Genomic DNA, 16205 nt, shown 5'->3' with positions numbered 1-16205 from the left:
CATGATGGAGCCTCGATGACCCGCTGGACCCCGGACCCGACCTTCTATCCCTCCCCCACGCTGGCCGCCGCCGCGCCCGCCGAGAAGCTGGCGTACGTGGCCGCGTTCGACCGCGCCGGGCAGCAACCGGACGCCATCGCGGTGCTGGACACCGACCCGGACTCCGACACGTACGGTCGGGTGGTCGGCTGGACCGAGCTGCCGCACACCGGCGACGAGCTGCACCACTTCGGGTGGAACGCGTGCAGCAGCGCGCTCTGCCCGACCGCCCCGCACCCGCACGTGGAACGCCGCTACCTGATCGTGCCCGGCCTGCGCTCGTCCCGCATCCACGTGCTGGACACCAAACCGGACCCGCGCCGACCCGAGCTGGTCAAGGTGATCGAGGCGAAGGAGCTGGGCGAGCGGGCCGGCTACTCCCGCCCGCACACGGTGCACTGCGGGCCGGACGGCATCTACGTCTCCGCGCTCGGGGGCGCCGACGGCGAGGAGGGGCCGGGCGGCATCGCGGTGCTCGACCACACCACCTTCGAGGTACGCGGCGCGTGGGAGGCCGACCGGGGGCCGCAGTTCCTGGCGTACGACTTCTGGTGGCACTACACGCAGGACGTGCTGGTCACCAGCGAGTGGGGCACCCCGTCGATGATCGAGGACGGCATCGTCGGTGAGCTGCTGCTGGGCCGTCGCTACGGGCACGCGCTGCACTTCTGGGACCTGGCGAAGCGCCGGCACGTGCAACGCGTCGACCTCGGCGACGCGTACCAGATGCCGCTGGAGCTGCGCCCCGCGCACGACCCGACGAGGTCGTACGGCTTCGTCGGCGTGGTGATCAGCGTCGAGGACCTGTCCGCCTCGATCTGGCTGTGGCACCGCGACGGCGACGCCTGGGCGGTGACCAAGGTGATCGACATCCCGGCCGAGCCGGCCGACGCGGACGACCTGCCCGAGCTGCTCAAACCGTTCGGGGCGGTGCCGCCGCTGGTCACCGACATCGACCTGTCGGTGGACGACCGGTTCCTGCACGTCTCCTGCTGGGGCACCGGCGAGCTGGTCCGCTACGACGTCAGCGACCCGTTCCACCCGGTGCGGGTCGGCTCGGTACGGCTGGGCGGCATCGTGAACCGCACCCCGCATCCGGCGTTTCCGGACGAGCCGCTCGCCGGCGGCCCGCAGATGGTCGAGATCAGCCGCGACGGTCGCCGCGTCTACGTCAGCAACTCGCTCTACGGGGCGTGGGACGACCAGTTCTATCCCGACGGGGTGGGCGCCTGGGTGGCGAAGCTGGACGTCGACGAGGAGCACGGTGGCCTCGTGCCCGACCCGCGGTTCTTTCCGCGCGGGGAGGAGTTCCGCGGCCGGCGGGTGCACCAGACCCGGTTGCAGGGCGGCGACGCCTCGTCCGACTCGTACTGCTTCCCGTGACCGGCGCGACCTGGGCGGCACTGGCCGGCCTCGGCGCGTTCCACGGCCTGAACCCGGCGATGGGCTGGCTGTTCGCGGTGGCCCGGGGCCTTCAGGAGCGTCGTCGGGCCGCGTTGCTGGCCGCCCTGCCGCCGATCGCGGCCGGGCACCTGGCGTCGGTGGCGGTGGTCGCCGCGCTGGTCAGCGCCACCCGCTCGGTGACGGCCGGCACGGCGGTCACGGTCGGCGGCGGCGTGCTGCTGGTCGGGTTCGGGCTGTGGCGGCTGCTGTCCGACCGGCACTTCCGCTGGGCCGGAATGCGGCTGTCGGCGGCCCAGCTCACCGCCTGGTCGTTCCTGATGTCGGCGGCGCACGGCGCGGGCCTGATGCTGCTGCCGGTGCTGCTCGCCGAGCCGGCGGTCGGCGGCGGGCCGCACGCCGGGCACCTGGCCGCCGCGCCGGCCGGCGCGCTGACCGGGCTCGCCGCGGCGGCCGTGCACACCGGGGCCATGCTCGGTGTCGCGCTGGCGGTCGCGCTGCTGGTGTACGAGGTGCTCGGCGTGGGCGTGCTGCGCCGGGCCTGGTTCAACGTCGACCGGCTGTGGGCCGGCGTACTGGTGGCGGCCGGTGTGGTGACCCTGCTCGGCGCAACCTGACGCAAGTCCTACTGATTTAATAGGAAAGGCAGCGTCGCCCAGCCCCGGAGGTCACCCCGTGAGCCGTTTTCCGTCCCCCGCCGAAGTCGTCCACGACGCCGAACGGAGCCGGCAGTGGCTCGCCGGTGCGGCGCACGGCGCGGGCGTCGACCGCGACGCGCTGCGGGAGCTGGGCGCGGCGATGGCCGCGGTCACCGCCGCCGCCGCGGAGCGCGAGCCGGTCGCGCTGACCGCCGTCCCGGTCGGCGTCGACCCGCCGATCGCCAAGCCGCTGCCGCCGGAGCTGCTGCGGCGGTTGGACACCAACGCCGAGATGCGCTGGTCGGCGATGGCCGGCCAGGGATACGTGGTCCCGACCGACCGCTTCTTCGTCCGCAACCACACCGTGACCCCGCGGCTCGACCCGGCCACCTGGCGACTGTCGTTGTTCGGCGACGGGCTGCACGGCGCACCGACCCGGACCGCGCCGGTGGAGTTCAGCCTCGACGAGCTGCGCCGGCTGCCGGCCGAGGAGAGCACCGCGCTGGTCGAGTGCGCCGGCAACGGGCGACGGTTCTTCGCCGCCCAGCAGGGCGAGCCGGCCCCGGGCGTGGCCTGGGGGCTGGGCGGCGTGGGGGTGGCCCGCTGGCGCGGCGTCCGGCTCGGCACGGTGCTGCGCCGGGCCGGCCTGCGCGACGACGCGGTGGACGTGATGCCCGAGGGCCTCGACCCGCACTACGTCACCGGCGGGATCGACCTGGGCCGGGTCCGCCGGCCGCTGCCGGTCGCCAAGGCGCTCGACGACGTGCTGCTGGCGTACGAGATGAACGGCGCGCCGCTGCCGGCCGACCACGGTTTCCCGGTGCGGGTGGTGGTCCCCGGCTGGATCGGCATCTCCTCGATCAAGTGGGTGGGGCCGGTGGAGGTCTCCACCACGCCGCTGTTCTCACCGTGGAACACCCAGTTCTACCGCCTGTTCGGCCCCGGCCACCCCGCCGACGGCACCCTGCTGGGCGCGCAGCCGGTGAAGAGCGCGTTCGAGCTCGCCTGGGACGCCCGGGTGCCGGCCGGCGCGGAGCTGCTGCTGCGCGGCCGGTCCTGGTCCGGCAACGGCCCGATCGAACGGGTCGAGGTGGACACCGGCGACGGGTGGCGCGCGGCCGACCTGGTGGCCGCCGACCGGGGCGGCCCCTGGCAGCGCTGGACCGTCCGCTGGCGCCCACCGACCGCCGGCCGGCACACGCTGCGCGCCCGCGCCACCGACCGCACCGGCGCCGGCCAGCCCGAGCGGGCCGACCCGAACACGCTGGCCTACCTCTTCGACGCCGTGGTGGCGCATCCGGTCACGGCGTGCTGACGACCAGGTAGCCCGGCGGGACGGTGTCGGTCAACCACACCCCGTTCGCCGACCGGTAGAACAGGTATCCGTGGTCGGCCATGGTGGCGGCGTCGACCGTGAGCACGACCACCGCGCCGGAGCGCCGCGCGCCGACCCGCCGGGCCGTCGCCACGTCCGGCGACAGGTGTACGTGGTGCCGGCGCCCCCGCCGCAGCCCCTCGGCCCGGATCGCGTCCAGCACCCCGTCGGCGGTGCCGTGGTAGAGCCGGCCGGGCGGCGACGCCGGCGTCAGGCCGAGGTCGACCGGGACCGAGTGGCCCTGGTTGGCGCGGATCCGGTCGGCCCCGTCCGGGCCGGGCGCCACCGCGAAGCGCTGCTTGTCGTTGTCGGCGACCACGGCGTCCAGCTCGACGCGGCTGATCCGCATCGCGGCGAGCAGGTCGGTGACCGGCACCCAGCCGGCCCGGTCGAGCGCCAGGCCGAACCGGTCGGGACGGTGACGCAACGCCAACGACATCCGCCTGCTCACCCGGACCAGATCACGGTGCTCCATCCGGACAGTGTGGGCGCTCGGCCGCACCGCGTCGACCGGGTTCGGCGGACGGCGGCGAGGGTTCAGCGGACGGCGGCCGACTTCGGGTCGGCCATCAGGCCGGTGGCGTCCACCACCTCGAAGTCGCTGCCGCGCAGGCGGTCCAGCGCGTGCAACGCGTCGTTGTCCCAGCGCGGATCCGGTGCGCCGGAGACGTACCAGGCCGAGCCGTGGTCGGCCACGATCAACCCGTGGCGGCGCATCGCCTCGGCCACCGTCCGGGCCTGCCGGGGCAGCCCGGACAAGTCGACCGAGCGCTTGAGCCGCAGCCGTTGACCGAGCTGCGGCAACGCGGGGTCGGTGGCCGACGAGGCGGAGTGACCGGCTGGCCACGTCCAACCGGTCCGGGTACGCGGCACGGTCACCCGGATCGCGTGGTCGATCCGACCGGCGGCCACCTCCTCGTAGCGGACCAGCCCGGCGAGCACGGACAGCCCGGCGGCATCGGCGGAGGTCCAGCCGGCCGGCCGCATCCGATTCGCCCGCAGGTCGAAGACCGCGCCCGAGCCGGCCCGCCAGCCGGCGTCGGAGCGGTGCGCGTCGAACAGCTCGTACGCGCGGCAGGCCGCCCGGTCCCAGACGATCACGTGCCGGTCGCCGGTGCCGGCCGGGCCGCCCTCGACCTTCGCGTCGGGCGGGATCGGGTACGGCCCCGGGTCGCTCTCGTCGGCGTACCCGAAGGTGACCGGGACCTTCCGCTGCCCGGCCGCGACGACGGTGACCGGGATGCCGACCGGCGCACCCGCCCACTGCCCGGAGCCGAAGTCGGCGTGCACCGTCGCGCCGGCCCCGATCGCGCCGATCATCGCGCTGGACCGGGCGTGCACGGGCAGCCGGGAGACGTCGGCGTGCCAGACGTTGTCGGCCGGGAACACGGTGCACGGGCGGGCCGGGGCGCTCGGCCGGTCGCCGATCCCGGCCCGGGCGGCCGGCACGGGCGACGGTGCTGTCGAGGCGGACGGCGCACCCGGCGTCACGCCGGCGGACCCGGGCGCGGCGGTGGACGCGGCGGGATCGGCCCCGGACGCGGAGCAGCCGGCGGTGAACAGGGCCAGCACGACGACGGCGACGCGGCGGGGGCGGGGGCGGGGCATCCCGACGATCCTGCCCCACGCGTGAGCTGGAGGTCAACGCTCGACGGCCGGCTCGACGGTGCCGGCCAGGTAACCGGCCGCCTGTAGCTCGAACAGCTGCCGGTAGGGGCCGTCGGAGGCCATCAGCGTGCCGTGGTCGCCCTGCTGGACGAGGCGACCGTGATCCAGCACGAAGATCCGATCGGCGTGCCGCACGTTGGCCAGCCGGTGGGTGATCAGCACGACGGCCCGTTCCGGGTGCCGCCGCAGGTGCGCGAAGAGGGCGTGCTCGGCGCGCGCGTCCAGCGCGGCGGAGGGCTCGTCGCAGATCAGCAGCCGGGCGTCGCGGTAGAGGCTGCGGGCGGCCACCAGCCGCTGCCACTGCCCGCCCGACAGGTCCTGACCGTCCTTGAACTGCCGGTCCAGCAGCGTGTCGTACCCGAACGGCAGCTCGCTGATCATGTCGTGCGCGGCGGCGTCCCGGGCGGCGGCCTCCACGGTGGGACCGGGCCGCCCGCCCCGGTCGTGGCGACCGACCCGGATGTTCTGCCGAGCGGTGAACGGGAACTTCCACCAGTCCTGGCTCATCACCGCGACCTGGGCGGCGACCTGGCGCGGGTCCAGCTCGGCGATGTCCACCCCGTCCCAGCGGATGGTGCCGTCGGTGGGCCGGTAGAGGCCGGCGATCAGCTTGGCCAGCGTGGTCTTGCCGGAGCCGTTCTCCCCCACCAGCGCGACCACCTCGCCGCGCCGGACCGTGAGGCTGACCTCGTCGACGGCGACGCCCTCGGTGTCCGGGTACCGCAGGCTGACCCGGTCGAGCTCCATGCGGTCGAACCCGTCGACCGGCCGCTCGCCACCGGCCGGGACCCGCCGGTCGGCCCGGTCGAGGAAGTCCCGGTAGTCCTGGTAGTAGAGGGCGTCCTCGTAGAGCGAGTTGGTGGCGAAGATCGCGGTGCGCAGGCTGCCACGCGCGGACTGGAGGGCGAGCAGCGCGGTGGCCGCCGCCGCGAGCGCCACCACGCCCCCCATGAGCAACGCGCCCAGCACGAGGTAGAGCCCGAACGTGGCGATTCCGGTGGCGGACAGGCCGACGCCCCGGGTGATCGTCTGAGCCCGGGCCAGACGCAGCTCGGCCCGGGTCTCCAGACGCGTCATCAGGCGGTACTCCGAGAGCAGGAAGTCGCGCATCTGGTAGGCGCGGATCTCGGCCGCCGTGTGCCGGTTGGCCATCAGGTCGGCGAGCATCCACTTGCGGCGGCGCCGGGTGATCCGGGCGAGCCAGTCGACGTGCTGCCGGCGGGCCATCCGCACCGCCGTCACCGCCTCCGGCGCGGCGGCGACGAGCAGGCAGGGCAGCAGCGACGGGTGGATGACGGCCACCGCGACGGCGGTGGCCACCACCCCCACCACGCCGGTGACCAGGTTGACCGTGTCGTCGACCAGGGACCCGGCCTCGGCCAGCCCGCGGTCGCGGGCGCGGTCCATCTCCTCGGCGAACCCGGCGTCGTCGAAAGCGGCCAGCTCGACCGCGGAGGTGGTCTCGAACAGCCGCCGCTCCACCGCGTAGTTGATCTGCGGGATGAGCCGGGCCTGCGCCCATCCGGCCGCGACGGTCAGCGCGCCCCGCGTGGTGACGGCCGCCGCGGCCAGCACCAGGGCGGGCAGCGCCGCCCGGATCCGGGCCGGCGTCGGACCGGCCGCGAAAAGCTGCTGGAGCACCCCCGTGGTGGCGAGCAGGCCGAGCGTGGTGAGCACCCCGGCGGCCACGTTGAGGCCGAGCGACGCCGCGGTGTCCCGGCGGCTGGTCGCCCAGGCCAGACCGACCGCCTCGCGGACCAGCGCGGGCAGCCGACGGGCCACCGACCAGAAGCCGGTGTGGGCCAGCTCGGTGGCCCGGTGCATCCAGTGCGGATCGACCAGCTCCGGCAGCGCCGACTCACCGGCCGGCTCGTCCGGGTCGGACGGGGGACGAGGGTGGACCACTCCTGGCATGGCACCTCCCACACGGGGACCGGGCAGCAGGATATTACTTTCGGCAATCGACAGGTGTCAGCCGGTGACCGGCGTGTCGAACGGACGTTCCAGGCTCGTGTCGGGCTCGACGCGGCGTGGGACGCGCCCACCAGGTGGGCGATGTCGGGTCGCGTCGCGGTAACCGGCCCCGGATGGCAGGCTGGTGGGGTCGCCGGCGAAGGCCCGCCGACCGCCCGTCGTGAAGGAGAAGATCGACCCGATGGCTGTGGACGTCACCACCACCGACGAATGGCAGGCGCTGCGCAAGCACGCCGAGGCGATGCGCGCCACCCACCTGCGCGACCTCTTCGCCGCCGACGGGCAGCGGGGCGAGCGGCTCACCGGCGAGGTCGCCGACCTGTACGTGGACTACAGCAAGAACCTGGTCACCGACGAGACGGTCGCGTTGCTCACCGCGCTCGCCGAGCGGGTCGGCCTCGCCGACCGGATCACGGCCATGTTCGCCGGCCGACACATCAACGTCACCGAGGACCGGGCCGTGCTGCACACCGCGCTGCGCCTGCCCCGGGACGCCACGCTGCGCGTGGACGGCCAGGACGTCGTCGCCGACGTGCACGCCGTGCTGGACCGGATGTCGGCGTTCGCCGACCGGGTGCGCTCCGGCGGGTGGCGCGGCCACACCGGCGAGCGGATCACCACCGTGGTCAACATCGGCATCGGCGGTTCCGACCTCGGCCCGGTGATGGCGTACGAGGCGTTGAAGGCGTACCGGGACGCGGGGATCAGCTGCCGGTTCGTGTCCAACATCGACCCGACCGACATCCACGACAAGACCGCCGACCTGGACCCGGCCCGCACGTTGTTCGTGGTGGTCTCGAAGACGTTCTCCACCCAGGAGACGCTGGCCAACGCCGACCAGGCACGACGCTGGCTGCTCGCCGGCCTGGACGCCGACGACGACGCCGTCGCCCGGCACTTCGTCGCGGTCAGCACCAACGAGCAGCGGGTCCGCGACTTCGGCATCGACCCGGAGAACATGTTCGGCTTCTGGGACTGGGTGGGTGGCCGGTACTCGCTGCCGTCGGCGGTCGGGCTGTCGGTGATGCTGGCGATCGGCCCGGACCGGTTCCGCGAGATGCTGGCCGGCTACCACGCCGTCGACGAGCACTTCCGCTCCACCCCGGTCGAGCGCAACGTGCCGGCGCTGCTCGGGTTGCTCAACGTCTGGTACACGGACTTCCTCGGCGCGGAGACCCACGCCGTGCTGCCGTACGCGCAGTACCTGCACCGGTTCCCGGCCTACCTCCAGCAGCTCACCATGGAGAGCAACGGCAAGTCGGTACGCGTCGACGGCTCGCCGGCCACGTACCCGACCGGGGAGATCTTCTGGGGCGAGCCCGGCACCAACGGTCAACACGCCTTCTACCAGCTCATCCACCAGGGCACCCGGCTGATCCCGGCGGACTTCATCGCGTTCAGCCGACCCAACCACGACCTCGGCGACATGCACGACCTGTTCATGTCGAACTTCTTCGCCCAGACCGCCGCGCTGGCCTTCGGACGGACCCGCGAGCAGGTGGAGGCCGAGGGCACCGCGGCCGAGGTGGTGCCGCACCGGGTGATGGCGGGCAACCACCCGACCACCTCGATCCTGGCCCCGAAGCTCACCCCGGCGACACTGGGCCAGCTCATCGCGCTCTACGAGCACATCGTCTTCACCGAGGCCGCGGTCTGGGACATCAACGCCTTCGACCAGTGGGGCGTGGAGTTGGGCAAGGTGATGGCCAACCAGCTCGCGCCGAAGCTCACCGGGGCGGACCCGGACCTGGCCGAGGTGGACACCTCCACCGCGGAGCTGATCCGCCGCTACCGCGCCGAGCGCGGCCGGAGCTGACCTCCACCGACGACGCCCGGGTGGCCCCGACCGCCCGGGCGTCGTCGTGACCTGCGGCTACGCGCACCCGCCATTCGGTTGCACCGAATTGCTCGACTGCTTACTCCCCGACAGTGGCCACATTTTGCCTCGTCTCGCCTTGACCCCTCGTGCCGGCCGCCGCAACCATGGACGAGCCGACGTCGATTCGCAGTTTCGACGACGGCGCGGCGGACCACCCGAGCAGTGGACGCCGGTTCGCAACGGGGGCTCGACGGGGAACAGCTTTCCGCACGTCACCGGTCCGGACGGCATTCCGGACGTGCTGACGCGCGCCCATTTCTCCCGCACCCGTGATCCGTTGCGGAACGGCATTGCCGCCGCCATTCGACAACGGATCACGACGGGGGAAATCGTGGATCAGATCCTGTACTGGAACGAGGTGGCCCTGGAGGCGAACCGGGTCACCCACACCACGGGCGACGCCACCGAGGCGCAGTCGCAGGGGCCGGTGGGCAGCGCCCGCGCGCTGGCCGTCGTCCACCTGGCCATGCACGACGCGTACGTCGGTCTCACCGGGGCGTACGAGCCGTGGCTGGGCGACCGGCTGCCGGAGCCACCGGCCGACGCCGACCCGGACAGCGCCGTCGCGGCGGCGGCCCGGACCACGCTGGCCGCCCTCCACCCGGCGCAGCGGGCGTTCTTCGAGTCTCGGCACCTCGCCGCGGGCCTGGTCGCCGGCAAGCACGACGCGGCCGGGCACGCCTACGGCCGGCGGGTCGCCGAGGAGGTGCTGCGGCTGCGGGCCGCCGACCCCGGTCTCGGCGAGGACGGCTACGTGCCGTCGCTGGCGCGTCAGCACCACCGCGTCGACCCGGACAACCCGGGGCAGGGCTATCACGCGCCCTTCTACGGCGCGCGGTCACACTGCTTCGCGGTGACCACCCGCCACCAGCTCGACGCACCGCCACGCCCGGGTGACCGGGCGTACGAGCGGGCGCTGCGCCAGGTACGCGGCAAGGGCATCGCGCCGCACCTGACCGGCACGCTGCCGGACCGGCTGCCGCGCCGCACCGCCGCCGAGACCGCCGTCGGGCTGTTCTGGGCCTACGACGGCGCCCGTGGCATCGGCACCCCGCCCCGGTTCTACAACCAGATCGTCCGCGCCGTCGCCCGGGCCCAGGGCAACGACACGGCCCGCAACGCGCGGCTCTTCGCGCTCGTCAACGCCGCGATGGCCGACGCCGGCATCCTCTGCTGGACGGAGAAGTACCGCCACGACCTGTGGCGTCCGGTGCTCGGCATCCGGGAGCACGACAGTTCGCTGGGGCCGACCGCCACCGGTGACGCCGCACTCGACCCGGCCGGGGACATCGGCTGGTTGCCGCTGGGCGCGCCGAACACCAACAGCGTCGGGGAGAAGAACCGGACGCCGAACTTCCCGGCGTACCCCTCCGGCCACGCCACGTTCGGCGCGGCGGCGTTGCAGACGGTGCGCCGGTTCTACGGGCGGGGCGGGCGCGGCGCGGACGACCTCGCCGACGGGCTGGAGTTCGTCTCGGACGAGCTGAACGGCGTCAACGTGGACAACACCGGTGCCGTCCGGCCGCGTTGGGCCCGCCGCTTCCCGGACGGGTTGTGGCAGATGATCGAGGAGAACGGCCTGAGCCGGGTGTACCTGGGCGTGCACTGGTCGTTCGACGCGTTCGCGCTGGACGACGACGGCCGGGTCGACCTCGGGCAGAACGTCGGCGGGGTGCGCCTCGGCCTGGAGGTGGCCGACGACCTCGCCGCGCACGGGCTGCGCGCCGGCGCCGCCGCCGGCCCGGTCGCGCCCTGACCCGGCCCGGCAGCCCCGAACCACACCGGGGAAACCCGGACCGGGCCGTCGGACATGGACCGGCCGGATGGACCTGGACCGCGGCGGCCATCGAGCCGCCGTTCGGACAGCCGTCGTGCCGCGCGCCACGGGGGGTGCGCGCGGCACGGCGGCGCCGCCGAGGTCGGACGCCGCGCTCCCGGGCGGACCGGCGTTCCCGGGGCGGCGTTCCCGGGCGGACCGGCGTTCCCGGGGCGGACGTGTGGTGCGGACGATCCGGGCGACGGCGCGCGTGGCGCCCGGGCCGCGGGCGTCGGTCGAGCCGGCCGGTCAGGGGCGCAGCAGGTCGGCGTGGGCGGCCCTGAGACGGGTGAGCGCCGCGTCGCCGGCCGGCGCGCGCCGATCCAGCTCGGCCCACGCCTCGGCGAGCGCGTCGGTGAGGGCGCGCAGCTCGGCGGCGTGCCGCCGGCTGGACTGCCGGTGCAGCTCCTCCAGGCGGCGGGCCCAGCCGGCGCTGATCGCGGCGACCCGCTCCGCGTCGGCCCGGGCCTGGGCCCCGGTGCGGGCGGCCGGGGCGGGCACGATCGCGGCGATCGGGCGGGGGTCGCCGTCACGGGTGACGACGGTGACGGTGTCGGTCAGCTCGGCGAGGGAGACGAGTTGGGTGAGCCGGGTGCGGACCTCGCGCAGCGGCAGGGCGCGCGGCTGGGGGGACCGGTCGGCCAGTGCGGGGACAGCCATGGACACATGTTGACGTCCGGGTACGACAAGAACCCGCTCAGGCGGTCCACTCCGGCGCCAGCACCGACCAGACCTCCATGTCGGCGCGGCCCTCCGGCACCGGCGCGGCGCCCCGGAGCACACCGTCACGTCGCATGCCGAGCCGGCGGGCCACCGCGACGCTGCGCTCGTTGCCGGCCCGGGTCACCCACTCGACGCGGTGGATGCCGCGCTCCCGGACCGCCCAGTCGATGACCACCCGGGCGGCCCGGGTGACCAGGCCCTGGCCCTGGGCCTCCGCCTCCAGCCAGCAGCCGGCCTCGCACACCCCACGGGCGGCGCTCAGCGACACCAGCAGCACGCCGCCGACGAGCGTGCCGCGCTGCCAGATGCCCCAGATCCCGCCGTCGTCGCGGGCCCACCGGTCGGCGTACGCCTGGAGGACCCGACGGGCCGACTCGGCGTCGGTGGCCACGAAGGACGCGCCGACCCAGGGTGCGATGTGCTCCCGGCAGCGGTCGAGGTTGGCGAGGAACTCGTCGGCGTGCCAGGGCTGCAACGGTCGCAGCTCGGCGTCGTCGGTCAGGGCAAGCGCGAACATCCGTGCAACCTACCCGGTCGGGCGGGCGGCCCGCCCGCCGGTTTCGCCGCTCAGGGCCGCATCTCGTACGCGCCGGCCAGGTCGGCCACCCGCTGCCACACCCGGGCCGTGCGGTCGGCGTCGACCACCGGGCGGCGGACGTGGGCGAGCGCCCAGGCGGCCTGCTCGTCGGTGGTGGCCGGCTTGCCGTGCAGCTCGGTGGCGTAGCCGGAGAAGTCCCGGACCAGCACGTCGAAGATCTCGCCGAGCAGGTCCGGATCGAGGCCGGTCAGCTCCGCCTGTTCCAGGACGAGCTGCCCGTAGACCACGAGCGCGAAGAGCTGGCCGATGGTGAGCAGGAAGTCCAGGTCGCGCTGCTGCGTCTCGTCCGGCGCGTGTGCGGCGAGCAGCGCGACCAGGCCGTCGGCCTGCTCCCGGAACCGGGCCACGGTGGGCAGGTGGGCGTGCGCGTCGTACGCGGCGCGCCAGTCGTGGAAGCGGATCGCGCCGAGGCCACGGGCCGGGCCCTGCCGGAACAGGAACGCGTCGTCGGTCGCGTCGCGCCGGGTCGGCACCGCCGGGTGGGGCTGCGGCCGGAACAGATAGTTCGGCATGAACTTGAGGATCAGCGCCAGGTTGACGTGCACGGTGCCCTCCAGCTTCGGCAGGCCACGGATGTCCTTGGCGGCCTTGTCGAAGTAGGTGTCGGCCTCGAAACCCTTGGCGGCGATGACGTCCCAGAGCAGGTCGATCACCTTCTCGCCCTCGGTGGTGACCTTCATCTTGGTCATCGGGTTGAACAGCAGGTACCGCCGGTCGTCCGGGCCGGCCGAGCGGAAGTAGTCGACCGCCCGGTCGCTGAACAGCTTCATCGCGACCAGCCGGGCGTACGCGTCGGTCAGCTCGCGGCGCACGTGCGGGAAGTCGGTGACCCGCCGGCCGTAGAGCACCCGGCCGTGGGCGTGGGTGACCGCCTCGTACATGGCGTGCTCGCAGATGCCGACGGACGCGGTGCAGAGGTTGAACTTACCGACGTTGACCGTGTTGAGCGCGGCGTCGAACGCGGCCGGGCCGGTGTGCAGCACGTCCTCGGCGCGCACCGGGTAGTCCTCCAGCCGGAACTCGGAGACGTACATCTGGGCGGCGACCACGTTGCGGACCAGCCGGTACGCCGGGTGCCGGCTGTCGGCGGCGAAGAACACGTACCCCTCGGGGCCTTCGACGTCGGCGCGCCGGCCGAAGACCGAGACCAGGCCGGCGACGTTGCCGTTGCCGATGTAGTACTTGCCGCCGGTGGCCCGGAAGCCGCCCGCGTCGTCGGGGGTGAGCAGCATGTCGGTGGCGTAGATGTCGGCGCCGTGCGGCCGTTCGGAGAGGCCGAACGCCATCACGTGGCCCTGGTCGAGCAGCTCGGCGGCGCGGGCCCGGGCGGCGGCGTTGCCGCTCTGCCACACCGGCCCGAGGCCGAGCACGGTGACCTGCCAGGTGTACCAGTAGCCGAGCCCGTAGAAGCCGAGGATCTCGCTGAGCGCCGCGTTGCGGGCGGTGTCCCAGCGCTTGTCGGCGTCGCCGCCGCCGTCGGCGGACGGGGTGAGGAACGTGGCGAAGAGCCCTTCCCGGGCGGCGAAGTCGAGGAAGTCGGCGTACCACTCGCGGGCGTGGTAGCTCTCGACGAGCGCGCGCTTGCCCCGCGTCTCGAACCAGTCGATCGTGGCCCGCAGCAGCCGGCGTGACGTGTCGTCCAGGTCGGCGGGGTCGTAGCGGTGCGGGTGGAACAGCAGCGGGTCGCTCACGTGGCGGGCCTTTCCGGGTCGGGGTCGAGGGCGCGGAGGGTGGCCAGGACGTCGTCCAGCCAGGTCAGCACCATCCGCTCGTACGCGATGCCGCCGCGCAGCACCACGTGCTGGAGCGCCGCGCGGGCGTCGGGTGCGACGGCGTCCGGGAAGTCGCGGCGTTCGCCGGCCAGGTAGCCGGCGAGGACGCCCTCGTGGTCGGCGCGGTAGCGCTCGACCTCGGCGACCAGGGTGGCGCGGCCGGCGGCGTCGTCGAACGCGGCGCCGCGGATCTTGACGGCCAGTTCGTGCCGGACCGCCTCCGGGCGCACCGGGGCGTGCAGCCAGCCGACGAGCGCGGCCCGGCCGGCCGGGGTGACCGACCAGACCGTCTTGTCCGGCAGGCCCTCCTGGCCGACCTCGACGCCGGTGATCCGGTCGTCCCCGGCCATCTGCTTGAGCACACGGTAGATCTGCTGGTGGGTGGCGGTCCAGAAGCGGCCGATCGAGCGGTCGAAGCGACGTGCCAGCTCGTAGCCGGAGGCGGGTTGCTCCAGCAGCGAGACGAGGATGGCGTGCTCCAGCGACATGCCGGCCATCTTGCTATGCACTTTGTTGCATAGCAAGACCCTAGCCGGGCAGGTACTCCCGCACGGCGGCGAACTGCGCCACGGTCAGGTAGGAGGGGTTCGACGCCTGCGGCTGCCGGAAGACCTCCGCGCCGGCCAGCCGGAGGTCGGCCCGCAGCACGGCACGGCGCACCCGGAACGGCTCGTCGAGGACGGTCAGGTCCAGCGGCAGCGTCCACGGCCCGCCCGGCTCCCCCGGACGCGGCACGCCGGCCACCCGGCCCACGCCCCACACGCCGTACGGCGCCCGGCCCCGACTGCCGCTGGCCCAGAACACCACCGGCTGGCCGGCGCGCATCAGCCGGACCCGGTAGCCGGGACGCACGCACCAGCCGGTCACCCGCGGATCGGCGGCGAACCGGGCGGCCAGGTCCACCTTCTCCGCGTTGCCCTTGATCAGCCAGGCGCCGAGATCGTCGAGGGTCACCCGCGGGGAGGTCATCCGGCCATTCTGCGTCCCGGCGGCCGGAGCCGCCCGGTAAGGCACGGCCGTGAGGGTGGTCATAACGGCTGGACGACCGGCGCACCGGTGCTGCTAGCCTTTCGGCAGGTCATGAGCGCCAGCGTCAAGCCCCGGCTCGCTGGCCGGCAACCCTCCGCCACGGTGGGGTGCTCCGGGTGAGGACCAGGCGCCGGCGACAGCCGGCGCAAGCGTGGCCTGGCACCCAGGTCAGCACCAACCGGCCAGGGAGACCCGATGTTCGCACCGCCCCTCGTTCCGACCCGCCTCATGCTGGTCACGCGCCGCCACGTCGACCTGATGCGGGTGTGCAGCGACCGCTGTCGCGACGCGCGCTGAACGAGCGCTCCACCCTTCCCCGATCCACCCCTTCCGGCTCCGCCGTGCCCGGCGGCGCCGGCACCGGCACGCGTCCCGCGTGTCCATCCACACTGGAGAGAGATCGTGCGTATCCGTACCGCCCTGACCCGCGTCGCCGCGCTCGGCGCCGCCGCCGCGCTCGCCGCCACCGCGCTGACCGCCTGCGGCGGCGGTGACGCCGCCGACCGGACCCACAACCCGTACGGCCTGCTCCAGCCCGGTGTGATCCGGGCCGGCACGCTCACCGACGCCCCGCCGAACGTCTACCTCAAGGACGGCGAGTTCACCGGCTTCGACAACGACCTGCTGCGCGCCGTCGCCGGCAAGGTCGGCCTGACGGTGGAGTTCGTCGGCACCGACTTCTCCGCCCTGCTCTCCCAGGTGAACAACCGCAAGTTCGACGTGGGCAGCTCCTCGATCACGGTCACCGAGGCGCGGAAGAAGACCGTCGACTTCGGCAACGGCTACGACTTCGGCTACTTCGGCCTGGACGTGCCGGCCGGCTCCGCGATCACCGGCTTCGACCAGCTCGCCGGCAAGCGCGTGGTGGTGGTCCAGGGCACCGTGCAGGACGACTTCGCCACGAGGCAGAACCTCGACCCGGTGCGCGTGCCCGACTACAACGGTGCGGTCAACCAGCTCAAGGCCGGCACCGCCGACGCCTGGATCGCCCCGGCCGAGATCGGTGACAAGTCCGCCGCCGACAGCAACGGCCGGATCAGGGTCGCCGCCAAGCAGCTCAGCCCGGCCCCGACCGCGTACGCGGTGGCGAAGGGCAACGACAGGCTGCGGGAGGCGCTGAACAAGGGCCTCGACGAGGTGATCGCGGACGGCACCTGGAGCCGCCTCCAGGAGCAGTACTACCCGGGCCGGCCGATCCCGGCCGACTTCACGCCCGGCAGCGGCTCGGTGGCGGCGCCCTCGCCGTCGGCCGCCTCCTGAGCGGACAGCCGGATTCGAGCGGGGCGGACGGAG

At 74.0% G+C, this 16205-nt stretch carries 14 protein-coding genes and 1 riboswitch; of the genes, 6 read left to right on the top strand and 8 right to left on the bottom strand.

Annotated features, from left to right (window positions below; translation table 11 throughout):
• Positions 1 to 15: 15 nt before the first annotated feature.
• The 3 genes from VKK44_RS11505 to VKK44_RS11495 are packed head-to-tail and all read left to right on the top strand — an operon-like array spanning position 16 to position 3393.
• Positions 16 to 1422 carry a selenium-binding protein SBP56-related protein gene (locus VKK44_RS11505; protein WP_343446904.1) on the top strand — a complete coding sequence of 469 codons (1407 nt, stop codon included), beginning with the start codon at positions 16 to 18 and terminating at the stop codon, positions 1420 to 1422.
• On the top strand, positions 1419 to 2057 hold the full coding sequence (locus VKK44_RS11500) for a hypothetical protein (RefSeq protein WP_343446903.1): 639 nt from the start codon (positions 1419 to 1421) through the stop codon (positions 2055 to 2057). Before VKK44_RS11505 ends, VKK44_RS11500 begins: the two co-directional genes overlap by 4 nt.
• A gap of 58 nt (positions 2058 to 2115) precedes the next feature.
• Positions 2116 to 3393: a sulfite oxidase gene (locus tag VKK44_RS11495; protein WP_343446902.1), complete on the top strand. Its 1278-nt coding sequence runs from the start codon at positions 2116 to 2118 to the stop codon at positions 3391 to 3393.
• On the opposite strand, the gene VKK44_RS11490 is transcribed toward VKK44_RS11495, so the two are convergent.
• The 3 genes from VKK44_RS11490 to VKK44_RS11480 all read right to left on the bottom strand — a co-directional run bounded on the left by VKK44_RS11490 (position 3380) and on the right by VKK44_RS11480 (position 7035).
• A complete protein-coding gene (locus tag VKK44_RS11490; RefSeq protein ID WP_343446901.1) occupies positions 3380 to 3928 on the bottom strand; it encodes an RNA 2'-phosphotransferase in 549 nt (182 codons plus the stop codon). The genes VKK44_RS11495 and VKK44_RS11490 overlap by 14 nt on opposite strands.
• Before the next feature lie 62 nt (positions 3929 to 3990).
• A complete protein-coding gene (locus VKK44_RS11485; RefSeq protein WP_343446899.1) occupies positions 3991 to 5061 on the bottom strand; it encodes a hypothetical protein in 1071 nt (356 codons plus the stop codon).
• Between the two features lie 33 nt (positions 5062 to 5094).
• Complete coding sequence (locus tag VKK44_RS11480; RefSeq protein ID WP_343446898.1) at positions 5095 to 7035, bottom strand: ABC transporter ATP-binding protein; 1941 nt, start codon at positions 7033 to 7035, stop codon at positions 5095 to 5097.
• A 241-nt stretch (positions 7036 to 7276) separates the two neighbouring features.
• Here VKK44_RS11480 and pgi point away from each other — a divergent pair, with 241 nt between their 5' ends.
• A complete protein-coding gene (gene pgi / locus VKK44_RS11475; protein WP_343446897.1) occupies positions 7277 to 8911 on the top strand; it encodes a glucose-6-phosphate isomerase in 1635 nt (544 codons plus the stop codon).
• Between the two features lie 394 nt (positions 8912 to 9305).
• A complete protein-coding gene (locus VKK44_RS11470) occupies positions 9306 to 10730 on the top strand; it encodes a vanadium-dependent haloperoxidase (RefSeq protein ID WP_343446896.1) in 1425 nt (474 codons plus the stop codon).
• A gap of 309 nt (positions 10731 to 11039) precedes the next feature.
• Here the strand turns inward: VKK44_RS11470 and VKK44_RS11465 are convergent, their stop codons facing one another.
• The 5 genes from VKK44_RS11465 to VKK44_RS11445 are packed head-to-tail and all read right to left on the bottom strand — an operon-like array spanning position 11040 to position 14852.
• Complete coding sequence (locus VKK44_RS11465) at positions 11040 to 11450, bottom strand: type II toxin-antitoxin system Phd/YefM family antitoxin (protein ID WP_343446895.1); 411 nt, start codon at positions 11448 to 11450, stop codon at positions 11040 to 11042.
• Between the two features lie 37 nt (positions 11451 to 11487).
• Positions 11488 to 12030: a GNAT family N-acetyltransferase gene (locus tag VKK44_RS11460; protein WP_343446894.1), complete on the bottom strand. Its 543-nt coding sequence runs from the start codon at positions 12028 to 12030 to the stop codon at positions 11488 to 11490.
• A gap of 50 nt (positions 12031 to 12080) precedes the next feature.
• Positions 12081 to 13802, bottom strand: coding sequence for an acyl-CoA dehydrogenase family protein (locus VKK44_RS11455; protein ID WP_343446893.1), 1722 nt, complete (start codon positions 13800 to 13802; stop codon positions 12081 to 12083).
• The gene (locus VKK44_RS11450) at positions 13799 to 14371 is read right to left on the bottom strand and encodes a PadR family transcriptional regulator (RefSeq protein ID WP_343446892.1); all 573 of its coding nucleotides are present in this window, start codon (positions 14369 to 14371) and stop codon (positions 13799 to 13801) included. The genes VKK44_RS11455 and VKK44_RS11450 overlap by 4 nt, the downstream gene beginning before the upstream one ends.
• A 40-nt stretch (positions 14372 to 14411) precedes the next feature.
• Positions 14412 to 14852, bottom strand: a complete 441-nt coding sequence (locus VKK44_RS11445) for an EVE domain-containing protein (RefSeq protein WP_343446890.1) — start codon at positions 14850 to 14852, stop codon at positions 14412 to 14414.
• 107 nt (positions 14853 to 14959) lie between these two features.
• Positions 14960 to 15070, top strand: a riboswitch (SAM riboswitch).
• Between the two features lie 244 nt (positions 15071 to 15314).
• Here VKK44_RS11445 and VKK44_RS11440 point away from each other — a divergent pair.
• On the top strand, positions 15315 to 16172 hold the full coding sequence (locus VKK44_RS11440) for an ABC transporter substrate-binding protein (protein WP_343446889.1): 858 nt from the start codon (positions 15315 to 15317) through the stop codon (positions 16170 to 16172).
• Positions 16173 to 16205: the final 33 nt, after the last annotated feature.

This window comes from Micromonospora sp. DSM 45708, assembly GCF_039566955.1.
GTDB lineage: Bacteria > Actinomycetota > Actinomycetes > Mycobacteriales > Micromonosporaceae > Micromonospora.
Note: the sequence above shows the minus strand (reverse complement) of the source record. Positions and strands in the feature narration are given on the sequence as shown.

Excerpts from the sequence above, each read along its gene's own strand:
- VKK44_RS11505 (WP_343446904.1), top strand. The coding sequence starts at position 16 with ATGACCCGCTGGACCCCGGACCCGACCTTCTATCCCTCCCCCACGCTG.
- VKK44_RS11490 (WP_343446901.1), bottom strand. The coding sequence starts at position 3,928 with ATGGAGCACCGTGATCTGGTCCGGGTGAGCAGGCGGATGTCGTTGGCG.
- VKK44_RS11485 (WP_343446899.1), bottom strand. The coding sequence starts at position 5,061 with ATGCCCCGCCCCCGCCCCCGCCGCGTCGCCGTCGTCGTGCTGGCCCTG.
- VKK44_RS11480 (WP_343446898.1), bottom strand. The coding sequence starts at position 7,035 with ATGCCAGGAGTGGTCCACCCTCGTCCCCCGTCCGACCCGGACGAGCCG.
- pgi (WP_343446897.1), top strand. The coding sequence starts at position 7,277 with ATGGCTGTGGACGTCACCACCACCGACGAATGGCAGGCGCTGCGCAAG.
- VKK44_RS11465 (WP_343446895.1), bottom strand. The coding sequence starts at position 11,450 with ATGGCTGTCCCCGCACTGGCCGACCGGTCCCCCCAGCCGCGCGCCCTG.
- VKK44_RS11460 (WP_343446894.1), bottom strand. The coding sequence starts at position 12,030 with ATGTTCGCGCTTGCCCTGACCGACGACGCCGAGCTGCGACCGTTGCAG.
- VKK44_RS11450 (WP_343446892.1), bottom strand. The coding sequence starts at position 14,371 with ATGTCGCTGGAGCACGCCATCCTCGTCTCGCTGCTGGAGCAACCCGCC.
- VKK44_RS11445 (WP_343446890.1), bottom strand. The coding sequence starts at position 14,852 with ATGACCTCCCCGCGGGTGACCCTCGACGATCTCGGCGCCTGGCTGATC.